General features: G+C 71.6%; 17 protein-coding genes. 8 read left to right on the top strand and 9 right to left on the bottom strand.

Features of this window, described 5'->3' with window-relative positions; translation table 11 throughout:
• Window positions 1-8: 8 nt before the first annotated feature.
• The 6 genes from ACN20J_RS11185 to ACN20J_RS11210 all read right to left on the bottom strand — a co-directional run bounded on the left by ACN20J_RS11185 (window position 9) and on the right by ACN20J_RS11210 (window position 5,618).
• On the bottom strand, window positions 9-1,484 hold the full coding sequence (locus tag ACN20J_RS11185) for a cytochrome P450 (protein WP_269653250.1): 1,476 nt from the start codon (window positions 1,482-1,484) through the stop codon (window positions 9-11).
• Window positions 1,485-1,628: 144 nt separating this feature from the next.
• Entirely contained in the window at window positions 1,629-2,249 is a 621-nt protein-coding gene (locus ACN20J_RS11190) for a GTP-binding protein (RefSeq protein WP_055613917.1), read from the bottom strand.
• Window positions 2,230-2,640: a DUF742 domain-containing protein gene (locus ACN20J_RS11195; RefSeq protein WP_055613918.1), complete on the bottom strand. Its 411-nt coding sequence runs from the start codon at window positions 2,638-2,640 to the stop codon at window positions 2,230-2,232. The genes ACN20J_RS11190 and ACN20J_RS11195 overlap by 20 nt, the downstream gene beginning before the upstream one ends.
• Window positions 2,637-3,044 carry a roadblock/LC7 domain-containing protein gene (locus tag ACN20J_RS11200; protein ID WP_189839990.1) on the bottom strand — a complete coding sequence of 136 codons (408 nt, stop codon included), beginning with the start codon at window positions 3,042-3,044 and terminating at the stop codon, window positions 2,637-2,639. Before ACN20J_RS11200 ends, ACN20J_RS11195 begins: the two co-directional genes overlap by 4 nt.
• Entirely contained in the window at window positions 3,041-4,678 is a 1,638-nt protein-coding gene (locus ACN20J_RS11205; RefSeq protein ID WP_190229348.1) for an ATP-binding protein, read from the bottom strand. Before ACN20J_RS11205 ends, ACN20J_RS11200 begins: the two co-directional genes overlap by 4 nt.
• 316 nt (window positions 4,679-4,994) lie before the next feature.
• The gene (locus tag ACN20J_RS11210) at window positions 4,995-5,618 is read right to left on the bottom strand and encodes a TetR/AcrR family transcriptional regulator (RefSeq protein ID WP_190229349.1); all 624 of its coding nucleotides are present in this window, start codon (window positions 5,616-5,618) and stop codon (window positions 4,995-4,997) included.
• A 179-nt stretch (window positions 5,619-5,797) separates the two neighbouring features.
• Between ACN20J_RS11210 and ACN20J_RS11215 the strand changes: the two genes are divergently transcribed.
• The 6 genes from ACN20J_RS11215 (at window position 5,798) to ACN20J_RS11240 (ending at window position 15,972) form a co-directional block, all read left to right on the top strand.
• Window positions 5,798-6,622 carry an urea amidolyase associated protein UAAP1 gene (locus ACN20J_RS11215; RefSeq protein ID WP_189839993.1) on the top strand — a complete coding sequence of 275 codons (825 nt, stop codon included), beginning with the start codon at window positions 5,798-5,800 and terminating at the stop codon, window positions 6,620-6,622.
• The gene (locus tag ACN20J_RS11220) at window positions 6,619-7,233 is read left to right on the top strand and encodes an urea amidolyase associated protein UAAP2 (RefSeq protein WP_189839994.1); all 615 of its coding nucleotides are present in this window, start codon (window positions 6,619-6,621) and stop codon (window positions 7,231-7,233) included. Before ACN20J_RS11215 ends, ACN20J_RS11220 begins: the two co-directional genes overlap by 4 nt.
• The gene (uca, locus tag ACN20J_RS11225) at window positions 7,230-10,844 is read left to right on the top strand and encodes an urea carboxylase (protein WP_419665810.1); all 3,615 of its coding nucleotides are present in this window, start codon (window positions 7,230-7,232) and stop codon (window positions 10,842-10,844) included. The genes ACN20J_RS11220 and uca overlap by 4 nt, the downstream gene beginning before the upstream one ends.
• Window positions 10,845-11,044: 200 nt before the next feature.
• Window positions 11,045-12,724: an allophanate hydrolase gene (gene atzF / locus ACN20J_RS11230; RefSeq protein WP_419665811.1), complete on the top strand. Its 1,680-nt coding sequence runs from the start codon at window positions 11,045-11,047 to the stop codon at window positions 12,722-12,724.
• Window positions 12,725-12,958: 234 nt separating this feature from the next.
• A complete protein-coding gene (locus ACN20J_RS11235; RefSeq protein ID WP_419665812.1) occupies window positions 12,959-15,241 on the top strand; it encodes an MMPL family transporter in 2,283 nt (760 codons plus the stop codon).
• A 122-nt stretch (window positions 15,242-15,363) separates the two neighbouring features.
• Window positions 15,364-15,972 carry a response regulator transcription factor gene (locus ACN20J_RS11240; RefSeq protein WP_246575195.1) on the top strand — a complete coding sequence of 203 codons (609 nt, stop codon included), beginning with the start codon at window positions 15,364-15,366 and terminating at the stop codon, window positions 15,970-15,972.
• 217 nt (window positions 15,973-16,189) lie between these two features.
• Here ACN20J_RS11240 and ACN20J_RS11245 read toward each other — a convergent pair whose 3' ends face one another.
• Entirely contained in the window at window positions 16,190-17,353 is a 1,164-nt protein-coding gene (locus ACN20J_RS11245) for a sensor histidine kinase (protein ID WP_259333548.1), read from the bottom strand.
• Between the two features lie 237 nt (window positions 17,354-17,590).
• On the opposite strand from ACN20J_RS11245, the gene ACN20J_RS11250 reads away from it, so the two are divergent.
• Entirely contained in the window at window positions 17,591-18,472 is an 882-nt protein-coding gene (locus ACN20J_RS11250; protein ID WP_189840227.1) for an AfsR/SARP family transcriptional regulator, read from the top strand.
• Window positions 18,469-19,281 (top strand): thioesterase II family protein, encoded by an 813-nt coding sequence (locus ACN20J_RS11255; protein ID WP_419665813.1) that lies wholly within the window; start codon window positions 18,469-18,471, stop codon window positions 19,279-19,281. The genes ACN20J_RS11250 and ACN20J_RS11255 overlap by 4 nt, the downstream gene beginning before the upstream one ends.
• Here the strand turns inward: ACN20J_RS11255 and ACN20J_RS11260 are convergent.
• Together ACN20J_RS11260 and ACN20J_RS11265 are read right to left on the bottom strand one after the other, a co-directional pair.
• Window positions 19,263-19,946 carry an MFS transporter gene (locus tag ACN20J_RS11260; RefSeq protein ID WP_419665814.1) on the bottom strand — a complete coding sequence of 228 codons (684 nt, stop codon included), beginning with the start codon at window positions 19,944-19,946 and terminating at the stop codon, window positions 19,263-19,265. The genes ACN20J_RS11255 and ACN20J_RS11260 overlap by 19 nt on opposite strands.
• The gene (locus tag ACN20J_RS11265; RefSeq protein WP_189840000.1) at window positions 19,933-21,171 is read right to left on the bottom strand and encodes an FAD-dependent oxidoreductase; all 1,239 of its coding nucleotides are present in this window, start codon (window positions 21,169-21,171) and stop codon (window positions 19,933-19,935) included. The genes ACN20J_RS11260 and ACN20J_RS11265 overlap by 14 nt, the downstream gene beginning before the upstream one ends.
• Window positions 21,172-21,262: the final 91 nt, after the last annotated feature.

Below are 21,262 nucleotides of genomic sequence, written 5' to 3' on the forward strand. Positions count from 1 at the left end.
CGGTCGGCTCACATGCCGCGCCACCAGCGCTGGAGGCGCCGGAACACGCCCGGTCGGGGGGCCGGTTCGGGCGTTGGCGCCGGCGTCTGGGCAGTGGTCGGAGCCGCGGGCTCCGGAGCCGCCGTCTGCGGCTGGGGCCTGCTGACCTGCCAGTCGCTGGGATTCTGTGACGGCACGGCGTACGCGGGGCGCGCCATGACGTCCTGCTGGGGCTTGGGCGCGAACCTCACCGGCAGTTCCACCAGGTGCCGGTTCGAGATGGACGCTCGCCAGCGCAGCTCGTGCTCCTCGCAGTCGAGTTGGACGTCCGGGAGGCGGGTCAGCAGCGCGTCGACACCGACGTCGGCGATGGCTCGTCCGATGTCCTGGCCGGGGCACTCGTGGGGACCGCCGCTGAAGGCGAGGTGCGAGCGGTTGCCCTGCATGTTGGCCTTGAGGTCGGGACGGACGCGCGGGTCGACATTGCCCGGCTCCATACCGAGGATGAGGCCGTCGCCCTTGCGGATGCGCCGGCCGCCCAGCTCGGTCTCCTGCTTGGCGACGTACGGGAGGATGGTGCTGAACGGCGGCTCGTCCCACAGGGACTGCTCGACCGCCTGGGGCACCGTCATCTGGCCGCCGTTGAGCTGGGCGCGGAACCCCGGGTCGGTGAGCACGACCCGCAGCACGTTGGCGAGGAGGTTGGCGGTCGCCTCGTACGCGACGATCAGGACGACGCGCAGGTGCTGGGCGACCTCCTCGTCGTTGAGCTGCGCCGGGTCGTTGATCAGCCGGCTGGTGAAGTCGCCCTTGGGTTCGGCCCGGCGGCGGACGGTGAGCCGCATCAGCACGTCCATGATGTACGCGTTGCTGGCGATGGCGGTCTCGGTGCCCTTGAGCATGTCGCGAGCGGCGTGCACGATCCGGTCGTTGTACTCGTCGGGCATGCCGAAGATCTCGCACATCACCGCCATCGGCAGGTGCTCGGCGAACTGTCCGACCAGGTCGGCCCTGCCCTCCTCGCAGAACTTGTTGACGAGGTGCTGGGTCGCGCGGTTGATGTGACGGCGGATGCCCCGGTGGTCGATGGTCGACATGGCGCTGGTGACCGCTCCGCGCAGCCGCAGGTGTTCGTCGCCCTCGGCGTGGCAGCAGATGGGCTGCCAGGCGATGATCGGCATGAGCGGGTGATCCGGCTTGACCGTGCCGTCCTGCAAGGCGGTCCACAACCGGGTGTCACGGCTGTACTGCGAGGGGGTGCGCACCATGTGCATGTTCTCGCCGTGGCCGAGCACCACCCAGATCGGCACGTCCTCGTGGAGCAACGCGGGGGCCACCGCGCCGTGTTCGGCGCGGAGTTTCTCGTACACGGCTCCCAGGTCCTCCGCCTCGGGGCCGTACAGCCGGCGCAGGCCACCGGGGCCCTTGCCGTGGGCGGGGCAACCGGGGGGCGGACCGAGCGAGGGGTCGTCCGTACCGGTCAGAGAGTGGGATTCAGGCGTCACGATGATCGCTCCGAGCTGAAGTGGATCCGGTGTCTGGGGAGTTGGTGAAAACCGGGAGGGGACTCCGTGCGGGACGACACGGCTCCCGGCCCTGGGGACTCGTACGGCGTGCGGTTCAGGCGACCGGTGGAACCGGTACCGGGCTCATGTCGACGCCCCCGTCATCGTCAGGGAGTGCAGGAAACGCATGAGGGTCATCAGGACGTCCCGGCTGGAGGCCCGGCGTCGCACGTCACAGCGGATGATCGGGATCTCCTCGGCCAGGTCGAGCGCCTGGCGCAGTTCCTCGACGGCGTACCGGGGTGCGTCCGGGAAGTCGTTGACCGCGACGACGAAGGGCACGCCGCGCTCCTCCAGGCGTCCCATGACGTCGAAGCTGACCTCCAGCCGACGGGTGTCGATCAGGACGACCGCGCCGAGCGCGCCCTCGAACAGTCCGTTCCACAGGAACCAGAAGCGCTCCTGGCCGGGGGTGCCGAACAGGTACAGCACCAGCTCGTCCGTGACGCTGATGCGGCCGAAGTCCATGGCCACGGTGGTGGCCGTCTTGGACTTGGAGCCGAAGTTGTCGTCGACTCCGATGCCGGCCTGCGTCATGGTCTCCTCGGTCGTCAGCGGCTTGATCTCGCTGACGGAGCCCACCATGGTCGTCTTGCCGACGCCGAAACCGCCCACGATCACGATCTTCACGGCGGCCTGCGCGGTGCCCGGCAGGTGGTCCTCGGTCCGTGGCCCCGTGATGGTGTCAGAGTTTTTGAAGTCCATGCATCACCGCTTCGAGGAGGGAACGGTCGGCCCGCGCCTGCCTGACGACCGGTGCGCGCGCCTGTACGAGTTCGGCCGTCAGCAGCTCGGTGAGCAGGACGGTCACCACGCTGATCGGCAGGTTGAGATAGGCCGAGATCTCGGCCACGGACAGCGGGGCCTGACAGATCCGGAGCAGCGCCGACTGCTCCGGCGCGGCGGAGTGCGGCGGATCGGCGCGCGCCACGATTAACGTGACGAGGTCGATGGGAGCCCGCTCGCAGTCCTCGCCGGTGAGGATGTACAGCCGCTCGGGTGGGCGGTCCCCCGCACCGGCCTGGGGCCCTTCCACGGCCGGCGGGGGAGGTTGCTCCTGCTTGGGTTTGCGCCGTCGGCGTTGCGGAGGCGTCATACGGTCTGCCCGTTCCGCCGCGGCGGACTGGTGAGATGGGAGCCGATCCGGTCGACGAGGTCGCGCATGCGGTTGCTCATCAGCCCGGGCTCCGCGGTCTCGTTGGCGAGCACCGCGAGATAGGCGTTGGACCCGGCGGCCATCAGGTAGAAGTAGCCGCCGTTGATCTCGATGATGACCATCCGCATCTGGCCGTCGCTCTGCGGGATCTCGCCGGCGACGGCCCCGGCCAGGCTCTGCAGTCCCGCGCAGGCCGCGGCGACGCGGTCGGCGGTGTCCGGGTCGCCGCCGTAGCGGGCGATCCGCAGGCCGTCGGCGGAGAGCACGACGATCTGCTGGATGCCGGGTACGCCGTCGGCCAGGTCCTTGAGCATCCAGTCGAAGTTGGCTCGCTGCTGGATCACTTGAGATCCCCCTCGTCGTCGGCGTCGGTGCGGGCCGGCTCGTTGTTCACGGTGGAAGCGGTGGACGCCGTCGGGTCGTCCGGGTTCCGGGTGAAGGCGTTCGGGTCCGGGTCGCGCTTGAGGCCGGCCATGAACGCCTCGACCCACATGCCGGGCGGGGGCAGCTCCTTCGCCGGTTCGGGCTCGGGCTGCCACACGGGCGCGGCGGCCATGGCGGCCTCGGCCGCGGCCTCCGCGGCGGCGGCCTCCGCCATGCGCTGGCTGAGCGGGATCGTCACCCGGCTGCGGCGCTGCGGCAGGCCGTTCGGCGTCCACTCGGTGACGACGGGGACGTCGTCCTCCATGCCCGGGTCCATCTCCTCCGCGGAGCTCGGGACCCGCGGTCCGGTGGTGGGGCGACGCCGTTTGGGCTTGCGGTTGGGGCCTTCGACACCACCGGTGTCCATGGTGGGCACGGCGGCCGCGCCGATGCCGTGGGCGAGCCCGGGAGCGGGCTCGATGCTGAGCATGTCGCGGGGTACGACGATCACCGCGCGGACCCCGCCGTACGCGGACTGCCGGAGCGCGATGTGCATCTTGTACATCGTCGACAGACGGCCGACAACGGCGAGGCCGAGACGCGGGCTGTCGCCGAGTTCCTGAAGGTCGACGCTCGCCTGGGCCTTGGCGAGCATGTCCTCGACCTTGGCGCGGGACTCCTCGCTGAGGCTGACGCCGCCGTCCTCGATCTCGATGGCGATGCCGGTCTGCACCTCGACGGCGGTGACGTGCACCTTGGTGTGCGGCGGCGAGTAGCGCGTCGCGTTGTCGAGGAGTTCGGCGCAGGCGTGGATGACCGGTTCGACGGAGACGCCGTTGACGTTGGCCTTGGCGATCGAGTGCAGCTCGATGCGTCGGTAGTCCAGGATGCGGGACATCGCGCCGCGCAGCACGCTGTACAGCGGCACGGGCTTGGGCCACACACGTCCTGGGCGGCTGCCGCCGAGGACGGCGATGGAGTCGGCGAGGCGGCCGATCAGCGCGGTGCCGTGGTCGATGCGCAGGAGGTCGTCGAAGACCTCGGGGTTGCGCCCGTGGTCCTCCTCCATCTCCCGGAGTTCCTTGTTCTGCTGGTGGACGATCGCCTGGACACGCCGGGCGATGTTGACGAAGGACCGCTGCGAGGAGTCGCGCAGCGCTTCCTCGCGGTCGACGATGTCGAGCACCATGTGCACCAAGTCGCGCTGCGACTTGGGGAGTTCGCCCCACTCGGCGTCACCGTCGATTTCGTTGCGAATCACCTCGTCGGGGGATTCTCCGCCGCGCAGGCGGTACAGCGCGGCGGGCAGGATCTCCGTGCCCAGCCTGGTGAACTCCTGGTCGTGGGCAGCGATCCGCTGCTCCAGGCAGGCGGTCCTCCGAGCGTGCTCGGCACGCAGGTCACGGACCATACGGCCGCGGCGCACCGCGACGGCCGCGACCGCGATCACCAGGAGCGTCGCGCCTGCTCCGCACAAGCCGACGGCGATCCGGGCCGACCCCGTCACCAGGGCGACACCGGTCCCGGTCACCGCGGCCATCAGTATCGCCGGCAGCAGCAGCACGCGCGCGTAGGGAAGTTCACGGCCACCGGGAGGCGATTGAACACTCACCATGTATGCCCTCTGAGACAAATCGGCTGAAGGTCGGGGAACTTGCTGGGGTTTATCTGCGAATCAAACTGGATCTTCGGTATCTTTTGGAACAAGCGCACGAATACATCCCAACTCGGTGCGCTGCGGGCGAGCTTAGTCCGACCGGATCATCGCCGTGTCATATTCAGCAAGCACCTGAAATCACCTTCGCGACAGGAGTACGCTCTGCCCCATTTACACGCAGCGACATCATTCGCACACGGTGCGTGACGGCGTACGGGCATACGAAAACCCCTCATCAGAAGGGGTGAGGCAGCGCCCGGAGGCGGCTTCCGGCTCAGATTCCGGCGATGCGCAGGGCCGCGTCCGCGGTGGCTTCGGCGAAGGCCGAGACGGGCCGCTCGGGATCGGAGCGGTGCACGAGGATCACCCCTTCGATGAGACCGAAGAGCAGATCGGTGCGGAGGTCCAGCTCACTCTTGGCGAGCGCGCCGCCCGCCTCGGTCGCGGCGAGCAACTGCCGGTAGGCGTCCTTGAGTTCGGCCCGTACGGCGTGGAAGCCGGCGAAGCGCTCCGAGTGGACCTCGGGCAGCAGATAGAGCCCGCCGAGGTTGTGCGAGCCGCCGCAGAGCAGCTCGACGTCCGTGCGGCACAGATCCCAGAGCCGGTCCGCGGCGGGAGCGTCGACCTCGGCGAGGAGCTGCCGGGCGAAGGCCAGCGAGGGCGTGACGGTGGACTCCAGGAGCGCGGCGAGGAGCTCCTCCTTGCCGGACACGTAGTGGTACATGGACGCCTGGCGCATGCCCGCCCGCTCGGCGACGGCCCGGGTGGTGGTGGCCGCGTACCCCCGCGTCGTGAACAGCTCCGCGGCGGCGGCGAGCAGCTCGTCGCGCGGCGAGAGGCCGCTGTCCGGCCGCTGCTCGGCGCGCGGCCTGCCCACTCGTCGTCCACTGGAACCCATGCGTTCGATCCTCGCACACCGCCCCATCAGGCGATCTCGGTGAGGGATCGGTAACGGGGCCGCAACCCGCGGGCAACGGCGGCGACCCGCCCGGCTCCTAATTTCTGTCGGGCGACAGAAATACGAGCACCCGCTCGACCGCACCCATGACCGACCACTGCCGAGCCGGAGGTCCCGCGATGGCGACAGCGACCACTTACGGAGCCCGCGCGCACGCCCGCGCCCAGGAGGGCACCCGCGCCGAGGCCATGCCCGTCGTCCCGGCGAGTGCCTGGCCCGCGCCGCCGTGCGAGGCGGGCCACCTCGTGTGGGCGGAGACGGTGGCGGGCGGCAACTACACGCACAAGGTGCTGGCCCGCGGCACGGAGCTGCGGCTGACCGACCTCAAGGGCGACGCCTGCGCCCATCTGCTCCTCTTCGCCGCCGACCGGCCGTGGGAGCGCCTGAACGTGGCCGACACGGTGAAGGTGCAGTGGAACGCCTACCTCGGCGAGGGCCAGTTGCTCCTCTCCGACCAGGGCCGCGTCCTCGCCTCGGTGATCGCCGACACCTCCGGGCGGCACGACGCGCTGTGCGGCACCTCGGGTCTCGTACGGAACACGGAGCGGTACGGGGACGGGACGCCGCAGTCCCCTTCGCCCGCAGGGCGTGAGCTGTTCAAGCTGGCGGCGGCCAAGAACGGGCTGGCGCCGCGCGATCTGCCGCCGTCGCTGTCCTTCTTCCAGGGCGTGGAGGTACGCGAGGACGGCTCCCTGGACTTCACCGGTTCGGCCGGTCCCGGGACGAGCGTGACGCTGCGCACCGAGCAGGACGTCACGGTGCTGCTGGCCAACGTGCCCCACCCGGCCGACCCCCGCGAGGCCTACACGAGCACGCCGCTGGAGGTACTGGCCTGGCGCGCCGAGGCCACCCGGTCGGGCGATCCGCTGTGGGACGCCACGCCCGAGGGCCACCGCGCCTTCCTCAACACCGCCGAGTTCCTTGCCGCGAGGGGGATCGCATGAGCGAGCAGGTTGTCGAGAAGACCACCGTCGCGGCCCGGGCCGCCTGGTCGGCCGTCGTCCGCGCGGGCGCCACGCTCACCATCACGGACCTGCACGGCAACCAGGCCGTCGACTTCCTCGTGTACGACGCCGGGGACACGGCCGTGCGCTACAGCGCGCCCGACACGATCCAGGCGCAGGGGAACATCTTCCTGACCACGGGCAGTGTGCTCATGTCGAACGAGCACACGCCGCTGATGACGGTCGTCGCGGACGACGTCGGCCGGCACGACACGGTCGGCGGCGCCTGCTCCAAGGAGTCCAACACGCTGCGGTACGGGCACCACACCTGGTCCCAGCACGCCTGCGTGGACAACTTCCTTGCGGAAGGCGCCCGTTACGGCCTCGGCAAGCGCGACCTGGTCTCCAACATCAACTGGTACATGAACGTGCCGGTCGAGAAGGACGGCACCCTCGGCATCGTCGACGGCATCTCGGCGCCGGGCCTCTCTTTGACCCTGCGCGCCGAGCGCGACGTGCTCGTGCTGGTCTCCAACTGCCCCCAGATCAACAACCCTTGCAACGGCTTCGAGCCGACCGCGGTGGAGATGACGATCGGGGCTCCCGAATGAGCGGCCAGGGGACGAGCGGCGACGGAGGGGCCGTCTTCGACACGCTCCTCGTCGCCAACCGGGGCGAGATCGCGGTCCGGATCATCCGTACGGCACGGGAGTTGGGCCTGCGCACGGTCGCGGTGTACTCCGACGCCGACCGCTCGGCGCCCCATGTGCGGCTCGCCGACGAGGCCGTACGGCTGGGGCCCGCGCCCGCCAAGGAGTCGTATCTCGACGCGGATCTCGTCCTGCGGGCGGCGAAGGACACCGGGGCCGGGGCGATCCACCCGGGCTACGGCTTCCTGTCCGAGGACGCGGCGTTCGCGCGGCGCTGCCAGGACGCGGGCATCGTGTTCGTGGGGCCGACGCCGGAGCAGCTGGAGCTGTTCGGGGCGAAGCACACGGCCCGGGCGGCGGCCGAGGCGGCCGGGGTGCCGCTGGCGCCGGGGACGGGCCTGCTCGCGGACGTCGACGAGGCGCTGCGCCGGGCCGAGACCATCGGCTACCCGGTGATGCTCAAGGCGACCGGCGGCGGAGGCGGCATCGGCATGTCCGCGTGCCGCTCGGCGGAGGACCTCCGTGACGCCTGGGAGCGGGTGCAGCGCGTCGCCGCGGCCTCCTTCTCCTCGGCCGGGGTCTTCCTGGAACGGCTCGTCGAGCACGCCCGCCATGTCGAGGTGCAGGTGTTCGGCGACGGCGAGGGCCGCGTCGTCACCTTCGGCGACCGCGACTGCTCGCTCCAGCGCCGCAACCAGAAGGTCGTGGAGGAGGCTCCGGCGCCCGGACTGCCTTCTCACGTACGGGATCAACTGGCCTCTTCCGCACGGGACTTGTGCGCGAGTGTGGGCTACCGCTCGGCCGGCACGGTCGAGTTCGTCTATGACGCGGCGCGCGAGGAGGCGTACTTCCTGGAGGTCAACACCCGCCTCCAGGTGGAGCATCCGGTCACCGAGGAGATCTACGGGGTCGACCTCGTCGCGTGGATGCTGCGGCTGGCCGGCGGCGACTCCGATGTCGTACGCGATCCCGGGGCGCCTCGCGGTCACGCCGTCGAGGCGCGGGTGTACGCCGAGGACCCCTCGCGCGAACACCGTCCCAGCGCGGGCCTGTTGACGCGGGTCGAGTTCCCGCGGGGCGTGCGCGTGGACGGCTGGATCGAGACGGGGACGGACGTCACGACGGCGTACGACCCGATGCTCGCGAAGGTCGTCGCGTACGGCTCCGACCGGGCGCACGCGCTGGAGCGGCTGGACGAGGCGCTGGACAGGACGCGGGTGGACGGCATCGAGACGAACCTCGGCCTGGTGCGGGCCGCGCTGTCGGACCCGGCCTTCCGGGAGGCCTCGCATTCCACGGCCACCCTCGCCACGGTGAGCGATCCGACACCGCGGATCGAGGTCGTCTCCGGCGGAACGCTGACGACGGTCCAGGACTGGCCGGGTCGGACCGGCTACTGGCAGGTGGGCGTGCCGCCGTGCGGGCCGATGGACGACCTGTCCTTCCGGCTCGGCAACCGGGCGCTCGGCAACGACGAGGGCGCTCCCGGGCTCGAATGCACTTTGCAGGGACCGGCGTTGAGGTTCACGCATCCGACGACCGTGTGCGTCACGGGTGCTCCGGCGCAGGTGACGGTCGACGGGACGGCGGTCCCCCAGTGGGAGCCGGTGACGGTGCCCGCGGGCGGTCTGCTGGAGGTCGGCGCACCCTCGGAGCACGGGCTGCGGACGTACGTACTCCTCGCGGGCGGCGGCCTGGACGTGCCGGCCTTCCTGGGCAGCGCCTCGACGTTCACGCTGGGCCGCTTCGGCGGACACGGCGGGCGGGCGTTGCGGACGGGGGATGTGCTGCACGGGGGTTCTGTTCGGGTTGGCGCTGTTCCGGCTGGTGGTTCTCCTGGTGGTCCTGTTCCGGTCGGTGAGCGGCCGGTGTTCGGTTCCGAGTGGCAGGTCGGTGCGCTCGAAGGGCCGCATGCCGCACCGGAGTTCTTCACCGAGGAGGACATCCGCGACTTCTACGCGGCCGAGTGGAAGGTGCACTTCAACTCGGCGCGTACGGGCGTGCGGCTGGTCGGGCCCAAGCCCCGCTGGGCGCGCACCGACGGCGGCGAGGCGGGCCTGCACCCCTCCAACATCCATGACACGCCCTACTCGGTCGGCGCGGTCGACTACACGGGTGACATGCCGGTGCTGCTCGGCCCGGACGGGCCCTCGCTGGGCGGGTTCGTCTGCCCGGCGACCATCGCGAAGGGGCAGCGCTGGAAGCTGGGACAGCTGCGGCCGGGTGACACCGTCCGCTTCGTCCCGGTGACCGTTCCCGAGGCCGCACGGCTGCGGAGTACCCCGGCCGCCGCGCCGGTCGCGGACCGTGCGGAGATCGCCGACGGCGGAGTACTGGCCCGGGACGCCGACGTGACGTACCGGCGCAGCGGTGACGACAACCTGCTCGTCGAGTTCGGGCCCATGCAGCTCGACCTGGCGCTGCGGATGCGGGTGCACGCGCTGATGGAGGCGGCGTCGGCGGCGGGGCTGCCCGGGATCACGGACATCACGCCCGGCATCCGTTCGCTCCAGATCCAGACGGACCCTGACGAGCTCCCGCAGCCCGAACTCCTGCGCCTGGTAAGGGAGATCGTCACCTCACTCCCGCCCGCCGACCAGCTCGTCGTGCCGTCCCGCACCGTGCACCTCCCGCTCTCCTGGGACGATCCGGCGACGCGCGAGGCCATCGCCCGCTATATGGCGGGCGTGCGTGACGACGCGCCCTGGTGCCCGTGGAACATCGAATTCATCCGCCGCGTCAACGGTCTCGACTCGGTCGAGGACGTGTACCGGACGGTCTTCGACGCCGAGTACCTGGTCCTGGGCCTCGGAGACGTCTATCTCGGGGCGCCGGTGGCGACGCCGCTCGACCCCCGGCACCGACTCGTCACCACGAAGTACAACCCGGCGCGCACCTGGACGGCCGAGAACTCGGTGGGCATCGGCGGGGCGTACCTGTGCATCTACGGGATGGAGGGGCCCGGCGGTTACCAGTTCGTCGGCCGTACGACGCAGGTGTGGTCCGGGTGGCAGCAGCGGGGCGCGTTCGAGCCGGGCTCGCCCTGGCTGCTGCGCTTCTTCGACCGGATCAAGTGGTACCCGGTGGACGCGGACGAACTGCTGGACCTGCGCTCCGACATCACCTCGGGCCGCTTCGTCCCGAGGATCGAGGAGGGCACGTTCTCCCTCGCCTCGTACGAAGCCTTCCTCGCCGAGAACGCCGACGCGATCGAGGAGTTCCGCGTCCGGCAGGGCACGGCCTTCTCCGCGGAGCGCGACGCCTGGGAGGCGGCGGGCGAGTTCACCCGTGCGGAGGCGGTGTCGGCTCCGGTGGCCGCCCCCGTGCAGGTGACAGTGCCCCCGGGCGCCCGCCTGGTCGAAGCCGAATTCGCCGCCTCGGTATGGCAGCTCAACGTCAAGCCGGGCGACACGGTCACCCAGGGCCAGCCCCTGCTGGCCCTGGAGGCCATGAAGATGGAGTCCCGAGTCCCCTCCCCCATGAACGGAGTGGTCCTGAACCTCCTGGCCAAACCGGGCGACCAGGTGGAAGCGGGCACGGCATTGGCGGTGGTGGGGCCACCGCCGCCCTGAGCCGACACCTCTTCCGTTGCAGCCCGGCCTGCCCACATACGCCGGGCCGCGCCGTCTGCGGGCAGGCAACCCACCCGCCAGTCTGTGGACAGGCGCCCCGCCCGCCACAGTCTGTGGGCAGGCGTTCCGCAGGGCGGAACGGGTGGGCACAGACGACCACCGACCGGCAGCCGACAACGACACCCCCGCAAGGAGCACAGATGTCGCCCCAGACCGAGCCCCACGCAGTGGCCCGCGTGCGCGCGGCCTACGCCCGTATCGAGGCCACCGCCCGCCCCGAGGTCTGGATCGACCTGCGCCCCCAGGCAGAGGTCGAGGAGGAGGCCCGAGCCATCGACACCCGCCTCGCCGCAGGCGAACCCCTCCCCCTCGCAGGCAAGCTCTTCGCGGCGAAGGGCAACATCGACGTGGCAGGTCTCCCCACCACCGCCGCCTGCCCGGCGTACGCCTACCACCCGGAGGCGGACGCCCCGGTGGTAGCCCGCCTCCGCGCGGCAGGCGCGATCCCCCTGGGCACCACCAACCTGGACCAGTTCGCCACGGGCCTGGTCGGCACCCGCTCCCCCCACGGCCCCGTCCGCAACGCCATCGCCCCCGAAAGAATCAGCGGCGGCTCCAGCTCGGGCAGCGCGGTAGCGGTGGCCCTCGGCATCGTGGACCTCGCCCTGGGCACGGACACCGCGGGCAGCGGCCGCATCCCCGCGGCGTTCAACGGCATCGTCGGCCTCAAGCCGACCCGAGGCCTCGTCCCCACGGACGGCGTGGTCCCGGCCTGCGCCACCCTCGACTGCGTGACGGTCTTCGCCCGCACCCTCCAGGAGGCGGAACAGGCCCTCGCACACATGACCTCCCCGCCCGCCCGCGACCTCCCCGCACTCCCCCAGCGCACCCCGGGCCCATGGCGGATCGCCGTCCCGCCCCGCGAACAGCTCGGCGAGCTGGACGAGGGCTGGGCGGAGGCGTACGAGGAAGCCGCAGCCCAACTCCGCGCGGCGGGCGCCGAGTTGCGCCCCCTCGACCTCGCCCCCTTCACCGAGGCCGCCGCGATGCTCTACGAGGGCGCCTTCGTGGCCGAGCGCTACACCGCCGTGGGGAGCTTTGTCGACAAGTTGCTCTCCGAGGGCGGCGCGGGCCTCGACCCGACGGTCGCCGGCATCATCACCCGCGCCCGTGACATCCCGGCCCACCAGCTCTTCGCCGACCAGGACCGGCTGGCGGCCCTGCGCACCCGCGCGCTGGTGGAACTCGGCGACGCGGACGCCCTGCTCCTCCCGACGGCCCCGGGCCACCCCACGCTCGCCGAGGTCGCCGCCGACCCGCTCGGCTCCAACGCCCGGCTCGGCCGCTTCACCAACTCCACGAACCTCTTCGATCTGGCGGCCGTGGCAGTCCCGGCGGGCGTGGTTGGGGGCCTCCCGTTCGGCGTGATGCTGATCGGCCCGGCCTTCACCGACGAACGCCTCGCCCGGATCGCCCGCACCCTGGAGGCGCCCACGACCCGGATCGCCGTGGTCGGCGCCCACCTGTCGGGCCAGCCGCTCAACGGCCAACTCCTCTCCCTGGGCGCCCGGTTGGAACGTACGACCAGGACCGCGCCCGTCTACCGGCTGCACGCCCTGTCGACCGAACCGCCCAAGCCGGGCCTCGTCCACGTGGGTGAGGGCGGCGCCGCGATCGAGGCCGAGGTGTGGCGGCTGCCCGCCGAGGGACTCGGCCGCCTACTCGCCGCGCTGCCCCGGCCGATGGCCCTGGGCCGGGTCGAACTGGCCGACGGCGACGAGGCACCCGGCTTCCTGTGCGAGCCGGGCGCGCTGGATGGCGCGCGGGACATCACGGAGTACGGAGGATGGCGCGCGTATCTGAACTCACGCGAGGAGTGACACGCCTCCCGGACATGACCGGACGCCGATCCGATCCTCCCGGACGTGACCGGACACCGATCCGCCCCTCCCGGCCTCTGCCGTCGACCCGGCCCACCCGAACGACACGACCGCGCTTGTCCTCGACCCGGCCAGCGCGAGCCGCACGATCCCTGCCCCCGACCCAGCCGACCCTTTAGCCCCTCACCGGACGATCGTCTTTCGCGAGAGCGACCGTCCAGGAGGGCAGGGCCGATGACACCGCAGACATCGCCGACTTCACAGACATCGCCGAGTTCGCCGACCTCTTCGTCACCACAGTCCGCAGCCGGGCCGCGGGGCCGGGTCGCCCGCGCGGTGACCACCCGGCCGCGTCTGCTGCTCCTCCTGATACTGCTGCTCACCGCGGGCGCGGTCGTGGTCGGCGGAGGGGTCGCCGAGCGCATGAGCAGCGGCGGCTCGCAGATCCCGGGCTCCGAATCCTCGTACGCGACAGCCGAGTTGGAGCGCCGCTGGCCCGCCTCGCAGCCCAATCTCCTGCTGCTCGTGTCGCCCCGTGACGGAACGCGGGACGTCGACGACCCGGCCGTCGCCTCCGCGGCACGCGACCTGGCCAGCCAACTCGCGGACGAGAAAGCCGTGTTGGGCGTGGTCTCGTACTGGCAGACCGAGGACACCGCGCTGCGCGCCCGGGACGGCGGCGAGGCGCTGATCACCGCCCGCATCAAGGGGGACGAGGACGCCGTCGACGACGCGCTGGAGGCCCTGGAGCCGCGCTACCGGGGCGCGCACGGCGCGGTCGATGTCCGGCTCGGCGGCCCGGCGGCGGTGCGGCACGCCTCCCAGGAGGTGATCGCCGACGACCTCGTACGGGCCGAAGTCATCGCGCTGCCGGTCACGTTGGTGCTGCTCGTCGTGGTGTTCGGCAGCGCGGTCGCGGCAGCGCTGCCCCTGCTGGTGGGGATCGTGTCGGTGCTCGGCACGAACGCCGTACTGCGGGTGATCACCGAGTTCACGGACGTCTCGGTGTACGCGCAGAACCTGACCACGGCCCTCGGTCTCGGACTGGCCATCGACTACGCGCTGTTCCTCGTACGGCGTCATCGCGAGGAGCTCGCGGCCGGCCGCGATCCAAGGGACGCGGTGGCCGTGACACTGCGGACCGCCGGACGCACGGTGCTGTACTCGGCGCTGACCGTCGCGGTCTGCCTCGCCTCGATGCTGGTCTTCGAGCAGTACTTCCTGCGCTCGCTCGCGTACGCCGGTATCGCGGTCGTCCTCATCTCCGCCGCGGCCTCGCTCGTCGCGCTGCCCGCGGCGCTCGTGCTGCTCGGTCACCGGGTCAACGCCCTGCGGCTGCCGGTCGGCAGGCGCGGCGGGAATCCGGGAGCGGGCTGGGCGCGGCTCGCCCGGCTGGTGATGCGACGCGCCCCGCTGTTCGCGGTCGGCACGGTCGCTGTGCTGCTCGCGCTCGGACTGCCGTTCAAGGACGTGCGGTTCGGCACGGCCGACGACCGGCAACTTCCGTCGAGCACCGAAGCCCGGGTCGTACAGGAGGAGTTGAGGAACGAGTTCCCCGGCAGCCCGGGCAGCGCACTGGCCGTACTCGTCGAGGGAAAGCCGGCCGCCAAGGCGCTCGCGGAGTACAGCGGCAAGGTGTCACACCTGGCTCATGTCGTCCAAGTGGCAAGCCCCGCAGGGCGGTTCGTGGACGGGAAGCGCGTGGACGACGCGCCCCCGGCCGTCGGATACGTGTCCGTGCTGCACTCGGCGGAAAGCGCTTCACCGCAGAGTGTGAGTCTCGTAAAGAAGATCCGCTCGGTTCCGGCCTCCTTCGAGACCTCGGTGACCGGACCGGCCGCCGTGCTCGCCGACACCCAGCACGGTACGGCCGAACGGCTGCCGTGGGCGCTCGCCGTCATCGCCGTCACCACACTGATCCTGGTCTTCCTGCTCACCGGAAGCGTGCTGCTGCCGCTGCTCACCGTCGTCGTCAACGGGCTCAGTCTGACCGCGATGTTCGGAGCCGTGGTCTGGGTCTTCCAGGACGGCCACCTGTCCGGCGCGCTCGGCTTCACGCCCACCGGCGACATCGAGACGGCGCTGCCCGTGCTGATGTTCTGCGTGGCGTTCGGACTGTCCATGGACTACGGGGTCTTCCTGGTCTCACGCATCAAGGAGGAGTACGAGATCGGCGGCGACCACCGTGACGCGGTGGTCCTCGGCATCCGGCGCACCGGCGGGCTCATCACGGCGGCGGCGCTGATCCTGGCCGTGGTGATGGTGGCGATCGGCACCTCGCGCGTGACCAACATCAAGATGCTGGGCCTGGGTGTGGGGCTGGCCGTGCTGATGGACGCGATGGTCGTACGGGCCCTGCTGGTGCCCGCCGTGCTCCGGCTCACCGGGCGGGCCACCTGGTGGGCCCCGGCACCCCTGCGGCGGCTGCAGCGGCGGGTGGGGCTCGAAGAGGAGGCGCGTACGACGTATCCGGACATCCCCACGCGCACCGAGCGCCCCGTGAGTGGCCGGACCTGACCCCGGTACGCCCCTACAACGGACCCCTGCACACAAGTCCTGCACAACTCGGCTATATGACCCAACTAGACTTCCTCGCAAGGGGGTTGCGGAGTCGCGCCCGTAGGAGAGCTGGGGGCGGGTTGATACGGATTCTGCTGGCCGAGGACGTCTCGATGGTGCGCGGTGCGTTGGTGGCACTGCTCAATCTCGAACCCGACCTGGAGGTCGTGGCAGAGGTGGACCGGGGCGACGCGATCCTCTCGGCGGCACTTGCCGTACGGCCGGATGTGGCTGTCATCGACTACGACCTTCCGCACACGGACGGGATCACCGCGGCGGGGCAGTTGCACGAGCGGCTGCCCGGTTGCCGCACGGTGATCATCACCAGCCTCGGCAAGCCGGGGACGCTGCGGCGGGCGCTGGCTCAGCAGGTGGCCGGGTTCGTCCTCAAGGACTCCCCGGCCTCCTACCTCGCCGAGGTCGTCCGTAAGGCGGCGGCCGGTGAGCGTGTCATCGACCAGCAGCTCGCGCTCTCCGCCTTCTCTGACGGCGAGTCTCCCCTCACGGGGCGCGAGACGGAGATCCTCCGGCTCGCGTCGCAGGGTGCGGACGCCACCGAGATCGCCGAGGCGCTTCATCTCTCCGTGGGCACGGTGCGGAATTATTTGACCTCGGTCGTGACCAAGCTCAATGCGCGTAATCGGGTCGATGCGGTGCGGATTGCTGCGGAGTCGGGGTGGTTGATGTGAGGGTTCGGGTGTGCGGGTCGGTGGAGGGTGCGGGTCGGTCGGGGGTGCTCGCGCAGTTCCCCGCGCCCCTGGGTGCGTGGGGGTTGAGGTTGGGGATCGGGTGACGGTTCGTTTGGGCTGAGTGCGCGATTCCTCGCGCCCCTAGGTGGGCGGGGGCGCAGCCCTGTTCTTTTAGGGGCGCGGGGAACTGCGCGGGCAACACCGACCGACCCGCAGGTCATACATCACCGCACGGCGCCTCGGCCACCACCCGGTACCAGCCTCTCTCATCCGTACCGGCGGTCAACCGACCCCCGACGGCCTCCATTCGCTCCGCCAGATTGTCCAGCCCACCCCGCGCCCCGCCACCGCACCCGCGGAGCGCCACCGCATCGGCCCGCACCCCGTCGTTGGACAGGGTGAGCCGCACGAACTCCCCCTCGACCTCCCGGATCTCGATCCGGCACTCCGTGGCCTTGCTGTGGCGGATGAGGTTGGTGACCCCTTCGCGCAGAACGGTCGCGAGGACGGTCCCGACCGGCCCGTCGCAGCCGCAGCGCACGTCGAGGCCGGCCCGGATCCCCGCCGCGGCTAGCAAGGAGCGCGCGGACTCGGCCTCGACGGCCAGGGACAGTTCCCGGTAGCCGCGCGCGACGGCGCGTACGTCGGCGAGGGCCTCGCGGGCGACGCCGAGTATCCCGTCGAGCTCCTCGCGGGTCCGGTCGGGCTGCACGAGCACCAGCCGCCGGGCGAGATCACCCTTGAGGGTGATGGCGGAGAGGCTGTAGCCGAGCAGGTCGTGCAGATCGCGCGCGTACCGCCGGCGCTCCTGCTCGACGGCCCGCCAGGCGAGTGTCTCGCGCTCGTCGTGGGCGGTGGTCACGAGTTCCACGAACCGGGCCGCGCCCAGAAGGACGAGAGCCGTGCCCCCGGTGACGGCCCCCGCGTACAGCCCGTCCGCCCAGTCGGCGCCCTCCGCGCGCCCGGCGGCGCAGATCGCGGCGACCGCGAGCGCGGCGAGCCAACGGCCGCCGGGACCCCGGAAGTTGACCAGGAGCGCGCCGGCGAAGTACCCCGCCGTGCCGGGCCAGACGGCCACGGGTGTCAGGGCCGGCAGAAAGCCCAGTAGCCCCTGTGCCGCGATCGTCAGGGCACGCCTGCGCTCCCTCACCCGGCCCGTCACCAGATGCAGGACGTACGTCCCCAGCAGGGCTCCCACGGCTGCTGCCGCCGCGCCCCGCCCGGGGTGTGTCGTGGCGATCGCGGCCGCGCCCAGCGGAACGAATCCCGCCGTGATCGCGAACGCGGTCCTGAACGCATGCCGAGTGACCGGCACACCGGCGGTCCTGCCGTCGAACTCCCCCACCCATGTGCTGGTCAGCTGCTCAGCCGCACCGGACATCGACTCCCCCTCAGAAGTCCCCCAGAGCGCCCTCTGTGCTGATGCGGGGATGCTAAGGGCAAGCACCTGGTCACGGACAGTGGGCCTCGAAGGGGGCGCATTCGCCGGGGCGTGCCCAGAAGTACCGCCTATGAGCGATTCATGCAGTTTTCGTGGGCACGTCACTGGCGACCGCGGCGCGCCGACTGCCAAGGTCTGGAAGGCAGTTGAACGCCGCACTCTCTGGGGGGACGAGTGATCGAGATCGCCGTGCTCGGACCACTGAACGCACGGGTGGGGCCGGCGTCAGTGGTACCGAGCGCACCGAAGCCACGGCAGGTCCTGGCTCTGCTGGCCCTCAACCGCGGGAACCCGGTGGGGGTTTCGGCCCTGGTCGACGAGTTGTGGGGAGACCGCCCGCCACGCTCGGCCGAGGCCACGCTGCACACCTACGTGAAGCAGCTGCGCAGAATGATCGGCTCGGCGCTCGGTCCCGATCACGTGCTCGGTCCGAAGGACGTGCTGCGGCGGGTGCCCGTCGGCTACCGCCTGGACGCCCCGCCGGACGCCATGGACGTCTCCCGTTTCGAACGGCTCGCCTCGGCCGGACGTGCCGCACTGGAGGCGGGCGCCGACGCCGAGGGTTCGGAGCTCCTGGTGGCGGCGCTGCGGCTGTGGCGGGGGCCCGCACTGGCCGACGTGTCGCCAGGACCCGTACTGCGTGCGGAGGTTCTGCGTCTGGAGGAGCTTCGGCTGACCGCCCTGGAGGAGCGCTTCGGCGCGGAGCTCCGGCTGGGCCGCCACCGTGCGCTCCTCGGTGAACTCACCGCCCTGGCCTCCCGCTACCCCCTGCACGAGAGCCTCCACGCGCAGTTGATGCTCGCCCTGCACCGCAGCGGCCGTTCCTGGCAGTCGCTTGAGCTGTTCCGGGGTCTGCGCCGCGTCCTGTCGGACGAGCTGGGGCTCGAACCATCCGTACGCGTACGGCAGTTGCACGAGGCGATCCTGCGGGGCGACACGTCCCTGGACGCCATCCGCGACCACTCTGATGGGGGGTGGAGCGGCGCCGCGCAGGGGCACCCCGACCGGGCATCGGGGTGGCGCGGCGCCGCGACGGGGGCCCACGTGGTGACGCCATGACGACGACCGAGTACCTGGCGCGGGCACCCCGACCGCACGCGCCGGTACGGCTGTTGTGCTTCCCCTTCGCGGGCGGCGGGGCCTCGGCGTACGCCCGCTGGCAGCACGAACTCGACGCGCGGGGCGCCTCGGTCGACGTCCTGCCGGTACGGCTCCCCGGCCGCGAGGGCCGGTCCGGCGAGCCCCGCTTCACCGAACTCGCGCCACTTGTCGTGGAGTTGGACGAGGAGCTCGACGAGGTGCTGGCCTCGCCCCATCTCATGTACGGGCACAGCATGGGCGCCCTCGTCGCGTACGCCTTGATGCGGCGGCGTCAGGAGCGGGGCGCGCCTCTTCCGCGAGCGGCCCTGCTCGCCGCGTACCGGGCCCCGCATCTGCCGCCGCCGCGCCTTGACTCCGACACCGACACCGGTGCCGGTACCGACGGCTCATGTGCCGCCTCCGACTCCGGCCTGGCCCGCGCGCTCGTCGCACTCGGCGGGCTGCCCGAGGCCCTGCTCGGGCATCCGGAGTGGCTGCGGGCGCTGCTGCCCGTGGTGCGGGACGACCTGGCGCTGTGCGCGAGCGCGGGCCCGGCCGGCGGGCCCGTCCGCGTGCCCCTCCACCTGTTCGCCGGGGCGGACGACTCCCTCGTACGGACCTCCGAGGTGACCGCCTGGCGCCGATACGCGGCGCGCGGCTGCGAGGTACGGGTCCTGCCGGGCGGCCACTTCTTCCTGCGGACGCACGAGGAGTGGCTGCTGGACGAGGTGGCACCCCTGGTCCGCCGCTACGGGGGCCGACGGACGGTTCACGCGGCGGCGTCCTGAGCACCGTCTCCCTGGCCGACGCCCAGCCCTCCACCACCGTCACCCGTACGCGCGCCAACTTCCCCTTTCCGCCGCCGAGTCGACCGCAGCAGCCGTACCAGCGGGACGCCCGCGGTCGCCGTCAGCGGCACGTTCGCCCACAGCGCCCACCGCCACTCGGCGCCGACGACCGCACCCACCACGAGGCCCGTACCGAGGCCGGCGACGACCACGGCGCTCCACGCGAGGAGGAGCCGATCCGAGCGCTGCCCGTCGAGATCGAGAGCGAGGACGAGGGCGAACGCGGTGGCCGTGAGCGCCGCCGCGCCCGCCCCCTGCACCGCCCGGAAGGCGAGGAACGCCGTCGCGCCGGACACCAGCGTCAAGGCCACCGACGACTGGACGAAGAGCCACAGCCCGAGGATCAGCATCGGTAGCGGCCGGATGCGCCGGATCAGCAGGCGCAGCGGCAGGACCAGGAGGCCCAGCGCGAGGGCGTACACGAGAACCGCCCACGGCAGCCAGCTCGCGCGCAGCCCGTTCGCCTCGCGCAGTGCCGGACCCATGGTGGTCACCACGGAGGCCCCGACGGCGACGAGGAACTGGCTCAGCGCGCAGGCGGCGTACAGAACCCGGCCCTCGCCCCCGAACCCACCCCCGGCCGCCGGTCGCTCAGCGCGCGGCATCCTGCACCTTCGCGACCCGCTCCCCCGGTTCCTGGAGCTGGAAGTACGCCCCGGCCAGCACGCGGCGAGTGAGCAACTCGCTGCGGTTCAGGGATCGATAGAGGGTGCGCCGCCAGGCTCCGCCGACGCGGCCGTGCAGCGTGAAGAGGCGTTCCTGGCGGAGCTGGAGGGCCCGGGAGCGGGCCACGGACGCCTCGCGGGCGCGCTGGAACGCGTCGGTCGCGGCGTTCAGCGCCACCGGCCCGCTGTCCAGGGCGTCCGCCACCAGCGGCGCCAGCGTGACCGCGTCGATGATGGCGTGGTTGACGCCCTGCCCGAGGATCGGCGTCAGCGTGTGGGCGGCGTCTCCGACGAGGACGATGCCGGGCGCGGACCAGCGCGGCACGACCGTCGTGAAGATGTCGAGCATGGACGTGTCCGACCAGGACCGCACCTGCTCGCGCACAGCGCCGGACAGCTCGGGGGCGAGCGCGTCGAGCCGTTCGTACAGGCGTGGCAGCCCCTGCGCCCGCATCTCCTTGAGGCCGCCCTTGGGAATGTTGAAGCCGACCCGGACGCTGTCGGGCCGGGTCGGGATGAACAGCCCGTGCTGGTCTCCCCGGATGCGGACGCGATACGTACGGTCGTCCCAATCTCCGTACGGGAACGGCAACTTGAGCCAGATGACGTCCCGCTCCAGCGGCACCGTGCGGTACGCGAGACCGGACATCTCGCGCACCTTGCTGAACCGTCCGTCCGCCGCGACGGTCAGTGTCGCCCGGATCTCCCGCTCGCCCTCGGCGGTCCGCACCCGTACGCCCGTGACCGTGCCGTCGTCGTCACGCAGCAGTCCAATGGCGGTCGCGCCCTGGAGGAGGGTGAAGCCGGGGTGGGCCGCGCCGGTCTCGGCGAGCGCGGACAGCAGTGCGGGCTGCGGGAGTTCGACCGGGAAGGGATGCGGATAGCGGAAGCGCTCGAAGTCGGCGGCGAACACCGTGTGTCCGGAGTCCTGGATCCGCATGTGGTGCATCTGCACGTACTCGCCGTCGAGCCGGTCGAGCAGGCCGAGGCGGTCGAGCAGCCACACGGAGTCGGGCGAGACGGACTCACCGCGGAAGGACCGGTTGAAGTGCCGGCTCGCCTCCACGACGACCACGGGCACGGAACGCCGGGCGAGTTCCACGGCGAGCGTCAGCCCGGCGGGCCCACCGCCCACCACGCACACCTGCGTCGGTACGTCGTCCATCGGCTGCCTCCTGGGAGTCCGTGAGGGTCGGTGTGCCGGAGCCGTTCTGCGAGTGTCATTTCGGCGAACGCCGTTTTCGGCGGACGCCCCT

The organism is Streptomyces sp. 2-1 (genome assembly GCF_048564895.1).
In the GTDB taxonomy this organism is placed as follows: Bacteria; Actinomycetota; Actinomycetes; order Streptomycetales; family Streptomycetaceae; genus Streptomyces; species Streptomyces phaeochromogenes.